The organism is Coleofasciculus sp., assembly GCF_046539235.1.
Classification (GTDB): domain Bacteria; phylum Cyanobacteriota; class Cyanobacteriia; order Cyanobacteriales; family Coleofasciculaceae; genus Coleofasciculus.
In genome coordinates this window covers 1-16,496 of sequence record NZ_JBKHHI010000117.1, presented here as the reverse complement: position 1 = coordinate 16,496, position 16,496 = coordinate 1, and the positions used below count along the sequence as shown (strand labels likewise).

The following is a 16,496-nucleotide window of genomic DNA, read 5'->3' as shown; positions in this document are numbered from 1 at the left end:
CTCCTTAAACAGGCTATAAAAAATCGTGTCCGTTTTCACGTTCTCCTAGGGCTTTTCAGCACAGGGTTGACACCTGATACTGTGCCACCCCTGACGGGAAAATTTTCTCTGATGACTGTTTTGACAAACCAAACAGAATATGTGTTATTCCTTCTTTCTTTTTGCATTCCCTTTTCAGGTAAGGTGGGCAATGCCCACCCGACAACGACAGCGCTGTCATAAAACGGTAAGGGTTTAAGGACGATTTATTTACATTTAATACAGTACCGTTTTCTTTTGTCCGACTACTTATCAGGGCGGGTTTTGTTGAAAGGTTAGCGGTGGGTATCGCCATTAAATCCCTAAACCCGCCCCTACAATATCAGGGCGGGTTTTGTTGAAAGGTTAGCGGTGGGTATCGCCATTAAATCCCTAAACCCGCCCCTACAATAATTGATTGGGTGAAATGGATCGCCCGCCGATCGATTAGTGGTGTCAATTAGGTATAATAGCCGGATAGGGAAATAATTCGCGAAATCCCTGCCTTCGCTGTTGCGGAGACTCCGGAGTCAAATAACTCCACAGGGTTTCCCAGTAAAAAAAGGATACACCATCAAAGGCGCGATCGCGAACCGCTTCAACTTGGGCTTGAATTTGTGCAAAGGGAATCGGATCACCTAAGGTTCCCGTTAAAATGCCAATACTTACCGGAATTGTCCGCCGCGCCATGCGTACTGCGGGTTGATTAAGTTCCGCGGTAAAACTACTCAACTCATCCCGATAAACCTGTAACACTAATTCATCCACCCAACCCCGTTGTACCCAGGTTTGCCAGTCTTGTAGATAATGTTGATAAGCAAAGGCTTGGGGATTAGGTGAAAGCGAGATGATACAATCCGGTTTAATCGATTTAACCGTCTGGACAATCTTTCCCATAAACTCGCTAATCTTATTCGCCCGCCAGCGCATCCATTCACTATTTAACGGCGAATTTGGGGGAGGATTTCCATCATGTTCTTGCTGATAACGCTCTAGCGTATAAGCATCATAACCCAATTCCACAGGCATGCCAAAGTGATCATCCAACTGAATCCCATCCACATCATATTGGCTGACTACTTCCTTAATTAGATCGAGGATAAGCTGTTGTACCTCTGGATGTAACGGATTCAGCCATAAAAGTTGGGGATGATTCTCCGGATCAGATTTTTGAGTTAAACTTTGAGTTATCCAGGTGGGATGACGCCGCGCTAATTCAGAATAAATTGGTGTCATAAATCCATACTCAAACCAAGGAATTACCCGTAACCCTTGGCGATGTCCCTGCTGTATAATATCTGCCAAAACATCTCCATTGAGGCGCATAATTGCCAGCAAAGGTTCTTGTGTCGCCACCGCACTCGGATAAAACGTATGTCCCCGATTCCAAACCACCGGATAAACCGTGTTAAAGTTCAGTTTAGACAATTGCGCGATCGCTCGGTTAATTCCCCAAGGTGAAAACAATACACCACTGGCAACATTTGTCAACCAAACGCCTCTAATTTCTGTGATGGTTGTCGGCGTTTGAGAACGGGCTAAACAGGGGGAAAAGATAATGGATTTAGCCACAAGTAGGAAAATACTGAATATCAGCCCTAATCCGAGAAAAACCCTGAATCTACGTTGACGTTTGTTATTCGTCATTCGTCATTTGTCATTTGTCATTTGTCATTTGTCAATGGATTAATCTTAACCCCCCTTAATCCCCCGTGCAACAAAACGCGAAGCAACATCTGGTCTCCCCGTGCAAAAAAAGCGAAGCAACATCTGGTCTCCCCCTTTTGAAGCTATGCATTACTCACATCTTTCTTAACAATTCAGAAGGCTGGACATATCTAGGTTTCAACCTAATGACGTTACATTTATTAATAGGCTCCCTCGGTAGTCCCTGATCCATCGTCAACGTCAGAATACGGCACACTGATAACAGGGTGTGGTAAAGTAACAGCTTTCCCTTGCATCCATGGGACTCATGGGACTTCAGCAACTTGGCTGAGACGATGTAACTTGTCCCCTTCCCATGTTTTGAGCGGTGGGTTAAAGGCAAGGCGATCGCACTCCTCAATCACAGCCGCAAACCTAAGCCCCCTCAACCCGGCAAGTTGTGGGTAGTTGGTAAAAAAGCGAGCGATTGTCTCCGGCACTGCGTTCCGTGCGATCGCACAAAATGTTGAAAAGTGGTAACGATTGAACGTTATCATTATGTTCTCAAGAGCGGTTGTCGCCTTGAACAACTGCAATTGGAAAGTGCCGATCGCATCCACCGTGCTTTGGCTACCTACACCATTGTTGCTTGGCGCTTATTATGGATCACCTATCTTGCCCGTTACCATCCCGAGCTGCCTGCCGACACTGTTTTAGAAGCATATCAGTGCCAGGCTCTTTATTGCACGATTCATCACCACTCTAACCCCCCTGACTCTCCTCCCAATTTAAGCTGAAGTTACCCCCAGAGCAAAATAACGGAGTGCTTAACTAGAGGGGGTTACAGCCATTTTTTGACCCCCGCTCAATGGGTACATTTGTGAAAGCGACTCCTAAAACGGATTCTGAGGCGATCGCTCTTTTTCACCAAGGTAATATGATTGTTGTTTACTTGCAAGTTTCAACATGGCTACGGGTTGAAATAATTATCGCGATCGCATAAAGTAACGATAGGGTCTCGCTCGTGTGAACAAGTCGAAGCCCTAATCGCTACAAGCCTTATAGGATAAGAGGTTCAGCCATCCGAGTCGAAGGTTGTACCCAGTAAGCTTTTTACCTATCACCGCTCAAACCCTTACTGGATGGGATTTTTCACTAGGTGTAGTACATCCGCACAGGGGGAACTTCAGTTTAAGAGATGCCGTGCGTTGGATCGCCCAACTCGGCGGGTTCTTAGCCCGTTCTCATGATGGCGAACCGGGGGTTAAAACTATTTGGCAAGGTCTGCGACGACTCCATGACATTGCCCAGACTTGGCTTTTACTTTCCCCCAAAACTACTGCTAAAGTCAAGGGCCTTCATGTTAAGAAAGATGTGAGTAATGCATAGCTTAAAAAGGGGGACGGAAGGGGGATCTATAAGGGAGGAACGAGGGGGGTAGGGGAGAAATGTTCCCTCCCCTTGATCAGGGGAGGGTTAGGGTGAAGTCAGATCAAGGTATTGCTTTCTTTTTGAAGCTCAAGTTGACACCAATGAATGCTTGCGCCCGATTCTAGGGTATCAATTTTCGTCACACAGCCGTTGAATAAACAAATTGGTTGTTGGCTGGAAATCCAACGCCTTGGTTACTGGCTGGAAATCCTACCCCATTACTAACTTGCATCTCGTTAATATCTAAACCATAGAGTTTTGCACCTTTCAAATTGGCATCCAGCAAATTAGCTTTTCTGAGAACTGCCCAGGTTAGATTCGCATTTTCTAGATTCGCATTCTCCAGATTAGCGCAGGTTAAATCTGCACCTTGGAGATTTGCCCAATCCAGTATAGCGGATTCCAAATTCGCGGCAATCAAACTTGCCCCTTCTAAATTCGCCCGACTTAATCTCGCGCCACTGAAATTAACCCCTTCTAAATCAGCGCCCGCTAAATCTAAATCTTTTAACCAGGCGTAGCTGAGATTGACAAAACTCAGCGATGAGCCATAAACCCTAGCACCAATCAACCTTGCTTCCGATAAATTCGCCCATTTAAAATTCACGCCCGTTAAATTTGCATCCCGCAAATTCACCCGTTCTAACTGCGCTCCGCAAAGATTTGCACCCCATAAGTTAGCCCGTCGGAGGTTTGTACCATTCAATATTGCCCCACTGAGTTTAGCACCCGTGAGCTTTGATTTGACCATAAAAGCACCATTGATATTGGCTTTAGTCAAATCAGCGTCAACCAGTTTGGCATCGCTCATTTTAACGTAATTAAGATTCGTCCAATTCATCTGAGCGCTACTCAAATCAGATTTGAGTAAAAATGCTCTGCTCAAATCTGCTCCTCTGAGATTCGCCCCTGTTAGGTTAACTCCGATTAACATAACTCCCCTGAGGTTAGCCCCACTCAGGTCAATCCCGGTGAATTCTCGATTTCCTTGTTCGTACAGTTTGAGAAGTTGTCTAACGTTCATAGCTACAACGTCCACTAAGTATTTATGATTTGGGCAAAGTTGAATGATTGGTAATTTTAATGAGATTCCTTTTCTACTTTAATCCTAATAGTTAATCAAGAAACATTCTTTGAGAAAATTTACGTTTATATCCAACATCCTTAAACTGTAGTATAATCCATTCTCTATCTCTAAGTCAGTCAAATTGATCGGTATGTCTGACTTTACTAATAAAGATTATACTGCGATAGGATTGCCATTTCGCCCAAATCGCCGCCTTCTTTATCAAGCTTAAAGAAATTGTTGAGTAATATTAATTTCAAAACTGTCCGCCTCATAATTCAGATTACACTGCCATACTTGTCATACACCCTATACCATTTAAATTTGCAATTAATGGGCTGATATAGTGATGATAGAAAAAAAACTAGATAATTGTATGACAAATGACGATTGATTTTTACGGTAGGGGGTGAATTTGACCTGCTTGAACCGAAAGAATTTGGGAGGAGTTCAACCACTGAGAATCAAATGCGCCTAAGTGGGTGGTTGTAATCAGGGTTTGAAACCGATCTTGAATCGCATCCAAAAGCTGATTTTGGCGGTTAGGATCAAGTTCTGCTAAAACATCATCCAATAATAACAGTGGCGGTTCACCCACAACTTCTTCAATTAGCTTTAACTCTGCTAATTTTAGTGCCAAAACCAACGTCCGTTGTTGTCCTTGAGAACCATAGGAACGGGCAGGGGTTTGGTTAATTGTAAATTCCACATCATCTCGGTGGGGACCAACCAGAGTTATCCCCTGACGCTGTTCGGGAAAACGACGATGGTGGAGTTTATCTAAAAATGCCTGCTGAACACCTTCTGGGTCATCCTTCTCCAGGTTGACATTTGGGGCGTAGGTCACTTCCAGTAACTCTGTTTTACCACTAATACTACTATGCCAAGATTGAGCAAGTGGTGCTAATCGTTGCAACACTCTAGCACGACGCCGAGTTACACGCGACCCCGCCGTTGCCAGTTGTGCATCCCAAAGAGCCAGTTCTGTCTGGGGCTGCTTTGATATTATCCCCTCTTGTGTCCTTTCTTCCTCCTGCTTCCGGATGGTTTTGAGCAAGGCGTTGCGCTGGCGCAGGACTTGATTATATTGCTGCAAAATATAAGCATAAACAGGTTCAAGTTGGGTGAGAATAGAATCCAACCAATTCCGGCGTCGTTCCGGACTTCCGCGAACTAAATCCAAATCCAGACTGGAAAACTGTACCGCATTCAAAATCCCTAAAAAATCAAGCTGGCGACGTAAGGATTCGCGATTTAAAGCCACAGTCCGGCGTCCCTGACTGCGAAGGGTTAAGCTTAGTTCAATAGAACCATAAGCCCGTTCCAAGATAGCCTGAATCTGACCCATCGAGGCATCCTCCAACACCAATTCGCGATCGCGTCCTGACCGATGACTTTTCAGCGTTGAGAGTAATTCTACCGCTTCTAGTAGATTAGACTTCCCCTGAGCATTATTTCCCACCAAAATAGTTTTCGGTGCTTCAAAATTAACCAAGCAATCCTGATAATTGCGAAACTGACGCAATTTTAAGCATTTTAAATACATTGATCATGGTTGACTGGTGACTATTAATTGTTCCCAATTCCCTGTTCCCTGTTCCCTGTTCCCTGTTCCCTGTTCCCTGTTCCCTGTTCCCTGTTCCCTGTTCCTTGACCAATTACCGATTTTTGTACCAACGAATAAACAGCTTCTCCAACTCAACCCAAATAAACAATGACGTACTAAACCCCAAGCAAATCAACAATTCAGTCAGCGTCAGCGGTTCTGTACCAAAGAAATTTTGCAAAAATGGCACATAAACCAATGCCAATTGTAAGATCGCCGTGACGCTTACCGCCCAAATTAAATAGGGATTCGAGAACGGATTTATCTCAACAGTTAAACGAGTATTGGAACGAACCGCGATCGCATGTCCCATCTGAGCCAAACACAAGGTAGTAAAGACCATCGTTTTCCAGTGGAGGGGAAAATAGTCAAACGCCAGCGCCATTAAAATAATCGTGACAATGGCGAAAATAATCCCAATCCGCACCATATAGACACCCAATCCCCGGGCAAAAATACTCTCACGGGGACTAAACGGAGGACGCTTCATCACATCGGGTTCAGCCGGTTCTACCGCCAACGCTAAAGCGGGTAAACCATCAGTGACTAAGTTCATCCAGAGAATTTGTAACGGCGACAGGGGAACATCCGGGAGTCCCATAATCGGTGCTGCGGCAATAGTTAACACCTCACCAATGTTACTACCTAAGATATAGCGAATAAAGCGGCGGATATTATCATAAACCGTGCGACCTTCTTCCGTCGCGGCAACAATCGTGGCAAAGTTATCATCTAGCAGTACCATATCACTGGCTTCTTTACTCACATCGGTTCCGGTAATCCCCATCGCAATACCGATATCCGCTTGCTTAAGAGCGGGAGCATCATTAACTCCATCACCGGTCATAGCGACGACTTCACCTTGACGCTGAAGTCCTTGGACAATACGCAGTTTATGTTCAGGAGAAACACGAGCATAAACGCTCACCTCCTCGACCTGTTTGTCCAGATCCGATGGGGAAAGCTTTTGTAACTCCTGACCCGTAAGAACCCGATCATGTTGATCCGCAATACCCAAAGCATGAGCGATCGCGCGAGCCGTAAGCTGATGATCTCCGGTAATCATCACCGGGCGGATACCCGCATTCCGACAGCGTCGCACAGCATCCAAAACTTCGGGGCGGGGGGCGTCTAACATCCCCACCAGTCCCAACCAAACTAATTCTTGCTCCGCCGCTTCACTAGCATCTACCCCATCATTGGGTGCAGCAGAAAGAGGCTTATAGGCAAACCCCAAAACCCGCAATCCCGCCCCAGCCATTTGATTATTGTGCCGCAAAATATCCGTCCGTTGCTCGTCGGTCAACACCTCAGTGTGATCACCCGCCTGCAAAGAATAGCAACGCTCTAAGACTAACTCAGGGGAACCCTTGGTAAACATGAGGTAGGTTCCTTGTCCATCATCCGTTGCCACTGATCCATGTGACCCTTGACATATTACACTCATGCGCTTTCGCTCTGAGGAAAAGGGAATTTCACCGACCCGAGGAAACTGACGCCGCAACGGTTCTTTATCAACACCACCCTTCCCGGCTAGGGTAATTAATGCCCCTTCGGTGGGGTCTCCTAAAATCAGCCAATTATCCTGTTCATACTGCAAGATAGCATCATTACAGAGAGCGCAACCTTGAAGTAATACTTGTAATTCGGGATATTCTTGGGTAGAAATGGCTGTCTCGGTGATCAGAAACTCCCCGTTAGGCGCATACCCTTCTCCCGTAACTTGGAACGTGTGGTGGGGAGTGATTACCCATTGCACGACCATCTTATTTTGAGTCAGGGTACCGGTTTTATCCGAACAGATCGTCGTCACACTACCTAAGGTTTCCACTGCAGGAAGTTTACGGATCAGAGCATGGCGACGCACCATGCGTTGAGTTCCCAGTGCTAAGGTAACGGTAATGACAGCCGGTAAGCCTTCTGGCACAACCGCTACCGCCATACTTAGAGACACTTCCACCAGTTGTTGGAAAACACCTAAATCGCCGCCACTTTGAATTAAGCCGCCAACAACAACCAGCACCACCAAGATCAGAGAACCACTGACTAAGACATTCCCTAATTGGGTCATCCGCTGTTGCAAGGGTGTTGGTTCGCTTTCCACCCCTTGCAACATTTCGGCAATCCGTCCCAGTTCCGTCTTCATCCCTGTGGCTGCAACCAGGACGGTACCGCGACCTTGAACGACTTCGGTACCCTGAAAGACTAAATTAATGCGATCGCCTAAGGGGGTATCCTCGGCTAAGGTGACAGTGGCTTGCTTATTAACCGCGTTCGCTTCTCCAGTTAAAGCGGATTCCCGGATCTGGAGGTTTGATTCCTCAATTAAGCGTCCATCAGCCGCAATTTGCACCCCCGCTTCCAGGAGCATAATGTCTCCAGGGACAAGCTGTTTGCTATCCACCTCCATCGGTCTACCCTCGCGCAGGACACGGACTTTGGGAGAGGCAAGATTTTTTAGGGCGGCGAGGGCTTTTTCGGCACGACTTTCTTGCAGATAGCCCAAGACACCATTAAGAATAACGATTAACAGAATCGCGATCGTATCCTTAAACGGAACTTGACCCGCCTCTAATCCTCCTTGTCGCCAATCGATCAGATCAATAACTCCGGAGATGATTGCCACCACAATCAGCATAATCAGCATGATATTGGTGAACTGATCCAGAAGAATCACCCAAGAACTGCGACCCGCAGTTTCTTCGAGTTCATTCAATCCGTAGTATTGCGATCGCTGTGTGACTTGTTCAGAGTTCAAACCCGTCTGGGGATTGCTATCCAGTTGGGTAAGCGACTCGTCTATGGATTGGGTATGCCATGCATTTAAAGGATCAGGCAGCGAATGGGAACGATGAGATGAAGTCACGGGGCAGGTTTGCATAAACACGATACCCAATCAATCATAGTCTTTTCAGACAACAACTGTAATTGGGGAAGTTGTTCCAGACGTAGCATGCTACGTCTGGAACAACCCTCGCACCCCCGCTTAAAACTGGTAGCGAACCGAAAAGTGGAATCCCTCATCTTGAGCATTCTGACCTTGATCTTCCAGTTCGACTAAGGGTAAACCATAGTCAAGGCGCAAATCTAATCCAGGTAGTGGTTGCCACAGTATCCCCATACCCAGACTGGCTAAAAACTGTTCTTGAGACAGAGTGTTCTGATCATCAAGATTATTCCACACCCAACCCGCATGGAAAAATGGTGCAATTTGGAACGTTGACGCACCTGATGCATTTTTCTCTAACGTGATCCGGTCTTCTAGGAACAATCGCATGCCATTATCTCCAATGCGAGCATTCTGTCGATAGCCTCGCACGGATTGAGCGCCACCAATGACAAATTGTTGAGACGGTAAAAGAGTGTTGGGTGTCAGTTGAATATCAGCACCCATAATTAAAAAATGACTATTATTGAGAATTTGGACTCGTTGGATCTGACCAAACCAGCTTAAAAAACGTCCATCCGGATCAGGATCGGGATTAACGGTAGCATCCAACCAACCTGTACCCAGACTAAAGAGCGATCGCGCTGACCAAGCTCCCCTGGAGTCACGGCGTCGGTAGTCTTGTCCAAATTGAATCACACTGGTGCGCGTTATCCCCTCAGCATCAGCCCCAGGACTTAAAGGGGCAGGTATATCCAACACAAATGTCTGACTGTCCCTAAAGCTAAAACCCAGCGATAGGGCGAATTCTTCACGGGAGGTGCGAATTAACGGTTGACGAAAACTAATCTCATACTGCTCAGATTCTCCTTCAATATCGAATTGGGCAAAGCGTTCGTCAGTCACTCGATTGCGATCAATGCTGGCTTGCACTTGCAGGGTGCCATTTTTCGGATTTAGGGGAAGGCGATAGCCCATGTTGATCACGTTTGAGCCGCCAGTGGTGGAATAGGAGGAACTAGCCGTCAGTTCATCCCCATACCCGGTCAGATTACGATAGCGTCCACTTACGCCCAATCGTTCTGAACCGACGCTGGGCGGTGAATAGTTATCCGTTGTGAAACTACCTTCAAAGGGATTGGCTTCAACAACACGAATAATTAAATTGCTTTTGCCCGGTTGAGTACCAGCACGAAGACTGGCGTCTACGGACTCAAATAAGGGATCAGCCCGCAGTAGCCGCAATTTATCTTCCAGGCGAGCGGTATTTAGGGGTTTGCTGACACCTAGCTGAATCCGATTCCGGATATAACTGGCTTTAAGGCGGCGAATCCCCTCAATTTTAATCTCCTCCAGACTCCCTTCTAGGACAAAAATCTCTACGACACCATCAGTAATATCCTGGTCTACTAGAATGGCTCTTGAGGTGATGTAACCACGATTTAAATAGAGTTGAGTGATGGCATCAGCAGCCTGTTGTAATTGTTGTAGGGTAACCGCTTCTCCTGCCAATGGTTGGACAATGGGATTGAATTCCTCGGGTTCAAAGATGGTGCTACCTGTGACATTGATTTTCTCGATTTGAATAGTCTCCACGTTAGAATTTGTGGGGCGAGAGGGAGTGGGTTCGGGTTGGGACAAAGGTGGGGAATCATCGGGACGTAAGGGTTCAGGAATAGGCGTGGGTTGAGGAAAACGATCATCCGGATTGGGTTGGATGGTTTCGGGGTTCGGAGGCGTGGGTAGGGTTTGTGCGATCGGAATATCATCCGGGTAAGCGTGATTTGGGGTAAAAATAGGGTTGAGTTTGGAGTGGGTAGGGATGGGTTTCACGTCTACCGTTTCTTGGCTTATTCCGATGTGATTCAACTCGCCCTGACTGAGTGAGAGAGGGTTGACCCTTGGTGACTCTTGATCCCATGGTTTTAAGTGAGACGCTTCTGGATAAAAAGAGCGATCGCGGGATTCGAGTTCAGCGCTATTTGAATCAGCTCTAATTTCCGCCTTCTGAAATTGCTGGTGAGAGAATTCAATCAGATTAGGTGGATTGACAGGATTCTGGCTTACTTGTGACACAGACATGGGAGTTGTACCCAGCGCTGTTGGTGCATTTAAACCCATAATGCCCACCCAAACAGGTGTCAGTTGTCCCAGAATCTGCCCTTTTAAAAAAATATTCACTAAAAGCTTACTCCCCGACTTTTTCATCGTTGAGCGCCCCCAGCGACTAATTGTTCTGGAATAACTGCTCCTAAGCTCATACTATAGAGTCCAGCGCCTGAATATCGCGTCTGATGTTCTACTCTACTCTTCGAGGAGGGTTTAGCCCAAGCAGAAACCGCTTGCGCGTCTATGTCATTTGTACGCACAGTTTTTTACCAATAACCAATGTACAGAGGCGCCCTGGTGCGTCTTGACGGTAGTATTGTCATCCTTTCAGGAGCAAGGAATGTTCATCGGAGTTTTGATGTTTTCACACTTTCCCTACCCAACAGGAATGTTTAATCAAAACCGCAGGGCGTAGAGACGTAGCCTGCTACGTCTCTACCGGGTTGCCAACCCTGTACTTCACAGTGCATAGTGATTTCCGATCAACGTAGTATTCCTTGCTTTGGTCGGAATACTGAGGCTAATCACGAAGGACCTAGATTTCTCTCAAGCCCACGCTGTACCGCTCGTATCGGTCAGCGTTGGGTTCATGACGGTTCTACCTCTGACCAAAGACGTTCTAAACGCTGTTGCCATTGTGCCAAGACCTTTTCTGTTTGTTCGCTTGATTCCATCTCACCCATCAAACCTTCTCGATAAAAGCGATCTAGAGTTTGCAGGGTAGTCTCAAAGGATTGCCCTTGCTGCTTTGCCGCTCGAATGATTTGACGAATTTGACGGTCTACAAACTGGTCAAAGCTGGACTCTAACCCCTGTTGACACAAGGCAACCAGTCGTATGACTGCGTGACAAAAGTCCTCAGGGTCTAGCGTCTCCCGCTTATGCTGAAAGACGCCCCAAAGCACATTTTGATTCAAGGCATAGCGAGTGTCCTGAGTTTCATCAAAATTGGCTTCTAAGAGTTGTTCCAGAAAGGGTTGAGCCTCTTGAGCTGATGCTATGGGAACCAAGATTCTTAGCCAAGACTGGTCTGAGGATAGCAGGATCAACACTCTCAGTTGAGGTATTTCCACCTGCCACGTCCCTGATTCTACCTGTTGAACTGCCTGAGAATTAAAAAGTTCTGCCAGCTTGATAGTAATTTCTTCGGGTTTCATCTTGTTTTTTCCAGAGAATTTCGTAAAAAAATCCCCCGACAGTTGTCAGGGGACACTTCTAGAAGTATGAAAGATTCGGGATGAAGTGTGAAGTGGCAAGATTGACGATAGTTCTTCGTTATCCTTTGTCCTTCACACTGTAATCGCTAGAGCCATTCAGGAACCATTTCTTCTTTGGTGTTGGTGTTGCGTGAGGGCGTCTCGCGGGTAAATTTCATCTGAATCGAGCGAGTTTGTTCGCCATCGGCTGCCACTGCCATGATCGGGTAGTCGATCAAACCATCTTGGAAGGACATCTGGAAGCGGAAGGTTCCGTCTGGATTCAGTTTAATCGGACGCCCGCCAATGGTTACGGTGGCATCGGGTTCGGTTGCACCGTAGACAATCAATTCAGCATCGGCAACCAACCAGAACTGACGAGGACGAATGGGTGGCATAGAAGCAGACATCCCCATCCCGACTCCGGACATGCCAACACCGGACATGGTTAAGCCAGACATGGTGGGTACAGCCCACATCCCTACCCCAGAGGGGAAGATGTAGGAACTGACGGATTGAGATGGAGCCATCGAGCCGGGAACATGCTGCATTGAACCGTACATAGAACCCGCGACGCGCTGAGCTTCGGCAGATTTTGCCATGCCAAAGATTTCGTCGTAGATGGGGTTGTCGGTATCTGCGGCTTCTGCGGTAACAGGTTGGCGCTTGCTGGGAGGAACCAACTCGTATACCGTCTTACCTTGGAGTTCTTCCTCCCAGTTAACGGTGATGAATTGGTCTTCAATCCAGTCGCTGGGATAAACCGGGGGAACATGGACGGGTGTAGAACGGGCTAGGATTAACCAACGACCATCGGCACAACGATAACCGATATCCACTACGTAGTCGCGATCGCTAACAGGTAAAGGTAAGTACCATTCCCGTGCTAGTTCGTCACAGGGATATTCCTGAATGCTATGGGCGCTTTGGTATTCCAGGTTAATATCGGTGACATCATAAATCCGCAGCGCTAATTGCTGTCCCCCCTGACGCCGCAGATCTTCCTTGTGTTCGTTAGGAATATCCCAGTAGGTATACGCCCATTGAGGATCGCGGGGCATGAGGACGATCCGACTTTCACCATACCCTGCGGGTAAATCAGGTAATCCTTCGTCTACAGATGCTAGATCACCACCGGTGCGATCGTCTTGACCGAGTTCAAATTTAGATGCTTCCACTTCTGGTTGTGCCTCCACTGTGCTGGTTGGACTGAGCGAGATTTTGGTATGTTGGACTTTTTGAATTTCTGCCAGTAACTGCGCCTTACGCATCCGGCTATACCGCGAAATGCCATACTCACTTGCAACTCTACGCAGTTGCCGTAAGGTCATCTCTTCTAAAGGTGGGCGTTCTTTTGCCATGAATATACTCTCCAATGGTTAGGACGGTAGGTTGTATCTCTCCTGATGAATCAAAAAATGGGGATCATAATTTAACAACATCACATTTGATAAAGGTTGATGATTCCTACCGCCTTGGAGTAAGTCAATCTCGGTGACGTATTGCATTCGTCTTTCGTTTGGGCAGGTACAAACTCACGCACGACTTACTCTTTAGGCAGACGTTGGGATTACTCCCGATAACATTTAGCGCCAAGAATCACAGAAATGCTTAAATCAGGATTTCTTTGGGATCGCTTTATTTATCTATGTAGCAGAAAAGCCTTAGGTACGGTCAAGGGGATCAAGACACCAATTTTCAAGAATTGACGAATTTACAAGCTGATCGGGGATCGCAATGTCAGGGTTCCATGACATTTGGGCGACAAGGGGATCGCTTAGGGGAGCAGGGGGAGCAATGTAGAGACGTGCCCTGGCACGTCTGGAAGCTGGGGGAAGATGAGGGAGAAATGTAGAGACGTGCCCTGGCGCACCTGGAAGACGAGGAAGAAGGGAAAAATTATGACAGTTGTAGGGGCGGGTTTTACTACTAACATTTGGTTTTCACCCTGATATCTCTAAACCCGCCCCAATAGAGTGAAAGTCGTCTTTAACAAAGGACAAATGACATAAGACAAATGACATAAGACCTAGAAATTAAAAAACCCCTCCTCTGAGAAATCCTGCTGTTCCAGCCAATCTTGACCCAACTGAATCGTCACATCGGAGGCTAGAGAACCCGTACTCTCGACGCGCACCTCACCAAATCCCAAATCAGCCCTGATAGTCGCAGCGGTGGCTTCGTCTCCTTGTTGGGCGATGATGCGGGTGACGCGCAAGGGTTCTGCCCAGGGTTCGCCGACATAATTATTTCGATAACCTGCTTCTGTTAGGGTACTGATTAGGGATTGAACGGCTTCTGGATTATCGGTACTATCTTGAATCGCCACCCGCAAATAAGCTGGGTCAATATCGGAGAGTTCGCTATAACCTTGATCAAAATGTTGAGCCACCATTTGTCGAATCTGGCGGTGGTTTGGTAACCAGTAACTGACTTCCTTTTCTCCGGTGCCGTTAAACCGACCAGGAACCATTAACATTTGTACGTCAGAACGTTTGCTATTGACAGCAAATCCGATCAGAGCCACCAATTCTTCAACGCTTAAGTTGGTGTCAATGTGAGACTGAATCACCGATAGAATTTTGGGCAGTCGCCCTAATGTTGTGGGATTGAGCGCTTGCTCTATTAATGCCCGCATTAGTATCTGCTGGCGCTGTACTCGACCCACATCCCCATATTTGTCATAGCGAAACCGCAAAAATTGCATTGCCTGATCGCCATTAAGATGCTGTTTGCCTTGCTTAAGGTCAATATAGAGATGTTGAGAGTCATCTTGATATTTCATGTCCTGGGGAACATACACAGTGACGCCACCCAAGGCATCCACGAGCTTTTCCACACCTTGTACATTCACTCGGACATAACGGTCAATCCCTACACCATCAAGGAGTTCACTGGTTGCCTTTGCCGTTAAAGCTGGTCCACCATAGTAATTAGCCGCGTTGATTTTAGTCACACCATACCCTTCAACGTAGGTTTGGGTATCGCGGGGAATGGAGAGAACATTTAATTTTTGGTTATTGGGGTCAAACCGAGCCAAAAGCATAGTGTCGGAGTGCCCATCAAAGGAATTGACCAGTGCATGGTATCCCAAGTCTTCCTCTAGAGGTTGATCCAAGTCAGAACTAAGAACCTTAGTCCCCAAAATCAAAATATTGACAGGTCGCGTCAATTCGGGTAGTCGCATACTATTGCGGGTCATACTACCCTTGTCGCTAAAGATGGCTGCCTCATCAGCATTCAGTTGACTTTGCAGTAAAGGCATACTCGATAGGGAAACAGCAAGCATTGCCCCTGCTGTTGCAGATAACATGGCGACGCCAGTAAAGCCTAACCACAGCCAAAGCCAATGTCCTCGTTTAGCTTTAGTCGGTTTCTTTTTCGGCGGTTGACTCCTCTTTTTCTGTCCTTGGCGGGGTTGTTCGTCGGTTTTTCGAGCTGGCACTTGGTTTCCTCACACACACATAAGCGATCAGGATGGGTTTAAGCAGATGATACACGCCGATGTCCTCATTGCTTACCCTGAGTCTGGTTTAGAGCGTTTGACACAAACACTCATATCAGGTTTTCTCACCGTTTGGGGCAAAACCAGGCAAATACGGCAAAAGATGAGAGCAGTTGATCAACTTCAGGCAAACAGCCCGTCACCATTTTCCTATAACCGGACAACCCAAACGCTAAAATCGTTTACTCGGACAGATGCTTTCGCACTTTTCCTTCCGCCACCTGGCTAATTCCAGGGAGACGGGGTAACTTCCCTTGCCCTAAGCGCACCATGAGCCAAACACTGACTAAAAAATACCCAGAGGTGAGCATAGTATTCATGAATAACAGACGGAAGCTCCAAAACTCGGTGAGCTGCGCCCCTGACAATAATAAAATGTAGCCTACTAGCCAAGCGAAAGCCAAGGTTACGGACAAGCGACTGACGGCTTGCTGTTCTCGCGTTCCTTGACGACGGTAGACTGTCCACAGTGCCGGAAAAAAGCCGATCACGGGCAGCAGGTAGGCAAATAGCTGTAAACGTTGCAGGTTTTGATTGTCCAATCGATCGAGGTGATTCATGGTGCTTTGGTGGTTTAAGGCTGAAACACCTTACAAGGTGGGAATTGTATCATTGGTTATTGGTGCTAAAAAAGGGAATAATATCACAACCGCATACCGGGTGACACAAAAACTTATGGGTATTCAATTCAATTTTATTGTCAAAGTGTTCATTCTCTCCCTTGGTATTTCCCTGGTGATTAAGTACGCCAGTCCTAGTTTACCCCCTATTCCGGTAACGTCCGGGAATGCCCTGATTGCCGTACTCACACCTGCTATCATTTTGGCGATCGCTCTTTTGTGGCGCTTCTGGAAATTTCAAAGCAGAGGTTCGTAGTCAGCACTTTAGTGCTTCCTGATCAACGTAGATCAGGGCGGGTTTAGTCACATCTGGGTGAAACCGAAACGATAGTTGTAAAACCCGCCCCTACACAATTGTGCTTCCTGATCAACGTAGATCAGGGCGGGTTTAGTCACATCTGGGTGAAACCG

Annotated in this window: 14 protein-coding genes and 2 pseudogenes; 5 read left to right on the top strand and 11 right to left on the bottom strand. The window is 46.9% G+C overall.

The annotated features are described in order from the left end of the window. The coding region (locus ACLFWI_RS12845; protein WP_446413264.1) for a hypothetical protein at positions 1–222 on the top strand (222 nt) is incomplete at its 5' end. 252 nt (positions 223–474) lie between these two features. Here the strand turns inward: ACLFWI_RS12845 and ACLFWI_RS12840 are convergent. Both ACLFWI_RS12840 and ACLFWI_RS12835 read right to left on the bottom strand, forming a co-directional pair. Beyond that, complete coding sequence (locus tag ACLFWI_RS12840) at positions 475–1,665, bottom strand: glycoside hydrolase family 10 protein (RefSeq protein WP_446413263.1); 1,191 nt, start codon at positions 1,663–1,665, stop codon at positions 475–477. A gap of 326 nt (positions 1,666–1,991) precedes the next feature. Further along, on the bottom strand, positions 1,992–2,165 hold the full coding sequence (locus tag ACLFWI_RS12835; RefSeq protein ID WP_446413262.1) for a hypothetical protein: 174 nt from the start codon (positions 2,163–2,165) through the stop codon (positions 1,992–1,994). A 42-nt stretch (positions 2,166–2,207) separates the two neighbouring features. Here ACLFWI_RS12835 and ACLFWI_RS12830 point away from each other — a divergent pair. The 3 genes and pseudogenes from ACLFWI_RS12830 to ACLFWI_RS12820 all read left to right on the top strand — a co-directional run. Continuing rightward, positions 2,208–2,453, top strand: a pseudogene (locus ACLFWI_RS12830) (IS4 family transposase); the annotation flags it as partial. A gap of 92 nt (positions 2,454–2,545) precedes the next feature. Further along, entirely contained in the window at positions 2,546–2,668 is a 123-nt protein-coding gene (locus ACLFWI_RS12825; protein ID WP_446413261.1) for a hypothetical protein, read from the top strand. A gap of 185 nt (positions 2,669–2,853) precedes the next feature. Continuing rightward, positions 2,854–3,054 (top strand): annotated as a pseudogene (locus ACLFWI_RS12820) (IS4 family transposase); the annotation flags it as partial. 181 nt (positions 3,055–3,235) lie between these two features. Here ACLFWI_RS12820 and ACLFWI_RS12815 read toward each other — a convergent pair. From ACLFWI_RS12815 to ACLFWI_RS12775, 9 genes are all read right to left on the bottom strand, one after another. Further along, a complete protein-coding gene (locus ACLFWI_RS12815) occupies positions 3,236–4,120 on the bottom strand; it encodes a pentapeptide repeat-containing protein (RefSeq protein WP_446413260.1) in 885 nt (294 codons plus the stop codon). Between the two features lie 439 nt (positions 4,121–4,559). Further along, positions 4,560–5,708, bottom strand: coding sequence for a DNA replication/repair protein RecF (gene recF, locus ACLFWI_RS12810; protein ID WP_446413259.1), 1,149 nt, complete (start codon positions 5,706–5,708; stop codon positions 4,560–4,562). A 112-nt stretch (positions 5,709–5,820) separates the two neighbouring features. Further along, entirely contained in the window at positions 5,821–8,649 is a 2,829-nt protein-coding gene (locus ACLFWI_RS12805) for a cation-translocating P-type ATPase (RefSeq protein WP_446413258.1), read from the bottom strand. A gap of 105 nt (positions 8,650–8,754) precedes the next feature. Next, positions 8,755–10,836, bottom strand: a complete 2,082-nt coding sequence (locus ACLFWI_RS12800) for a ShlB/FhaC/HecB family hemolysin secretion/activation protein (protein ID WP_446413257.1) — start codon at positions 10,834–10,836, stop codon at positions 8,755–8,757. A gap of 23 nt (positions 10,837–10,859) precedes the next feature. Beyond that, positions 10,860–11,024, bottom strand: a complete 165-nt coding sequence (locus tag ACLFWI_RS12795) for a hypothetical protein (RefSeq protein WP_446413256.1) — start codon at positions 11,022–11,024, stop codon at positions 10,860–10,862. 327 nt (positions 11,025–11,351) lie between these two features. Beyond that, positions 11,352–11,921: a CesT family type III secretion system chaperone gene (locus ACLFWI_RS12790; protein ID WP_446413255.1), complete on the bottom strand. Its 570-nt coding sequence runs from the start codon at positions 11,919–11,921 to the stop codon at positions 11,352–11,354. Between the two features lie 146 nt (positions 11,922–12,067). Next, a complete protein-coding gene (locus ACLFWI_RS12785) occupies positions 12,068–13,321 on the bottom strand; it encodes a DUF4912 domain-containing protein (RefSeq protein WP_446413254.1) in 1,254 nt (417 codons plus the stop codon). Between the two features lie 668 nt (positions 13,322–13,989). Continuing rightward, positions 13,990–15,405 (bottom strand): LCP family protein, encoded by a 1,416-nt coding sequence (locus ACLFWI_RS12780; protein ID WP_446413253.1) that lies wholly within the window; start codon positions 15,403–15,405, stop codon positions 13,990–13,992. Positions 15,406–15,647: 242 nt separating this feature from the next. Then, entirely contained in the window at positions 15,648–16,025 is a 378-nt protein-coding gene (locus ACLFWI_RS12775; RefSeq protein WP_446413252.1) for a hypothetical protein, read from the bottom strand. On the opposite strand from ACLFWI_RS12775, the gene ACLFWI_RS12770 reads away from it, so the two are divergent. Beyond that, entirely contained in the window at positions 16,024–16,341 is a 318-nt protein-coding gene (locus tag ACLFWI_RS12770; protein ID WP_446411163.1) for a hypothetical protein, read from the top strand. The genes ACLFWI_RS12775 and ACLFWI_RS12770 overlap by 2 nt on opposite strands. The last annotated feature ends 155 nt before the right edge of the window (positions 16,342–16,496 follow it).

Excerpts from the sequence above, each read along its gene's own strand:
- ACLFWI_RS12840 (WP_446413263.1), bottom strand. The coding sequence starts at position 1,665 with ATGACGAATAACAAACGTCAACGTAGATTCAGGGTTTTTCTCGGATTA.
- ACLFWI_RS12815 (WP_446413260.1), bottom strand. The coding sequence starts at position 4,120 with ATGAACGTTAGACAACTTCTCAAACTGTACGAACAAGGAAATCGAGAA.
- recF (WP_446413259.1), bottom strand. The coding sequence starts at position 5,708 with ATGTATTTAAAATGCTTAAAATTGCGTCAGTTTCGCAATTATCAGGAT.
- ACLFWI_RS12805 (WP_446413258.1), bottom strand. The coding sequence starts at position 8,649 with ATGCAAACCTGCCCCGTGACTTCATCTCATCGTTCCCATTCGCTGCCT.
- ACLFWI_RS12790 (WP_446413255.1), bottom strand. The coding sequence starts at position 11,921 with ATGAAACCCGAAGAAATTACTATCAAGCTGGCAGAACTTTTTAATTCT.
- ACLFWI_RS12785 (WP_446413254.1), bottom strand. The coding sequence starts at position 13,321 with ATGGCAAAAGAACGCCCACCTTTAGAAGAGATGACCTTACGGCAACTG.
- ACLFWI_RS12770 (WP_446411163.1), top strand. The coding sequence starts at position 16,024 with ATGGTGCTTTGGTGGTTTAAGGCTGAAACACCTTACAAGGTGGGAATT.
- ACLFWI_RS12775 (WP_446413252.1), bottom strand. The coding sequence starts at position 16,025 with ATGAATCACCTCGATCGATTGGACAATCAAAACCTGCAACGTTTACAG.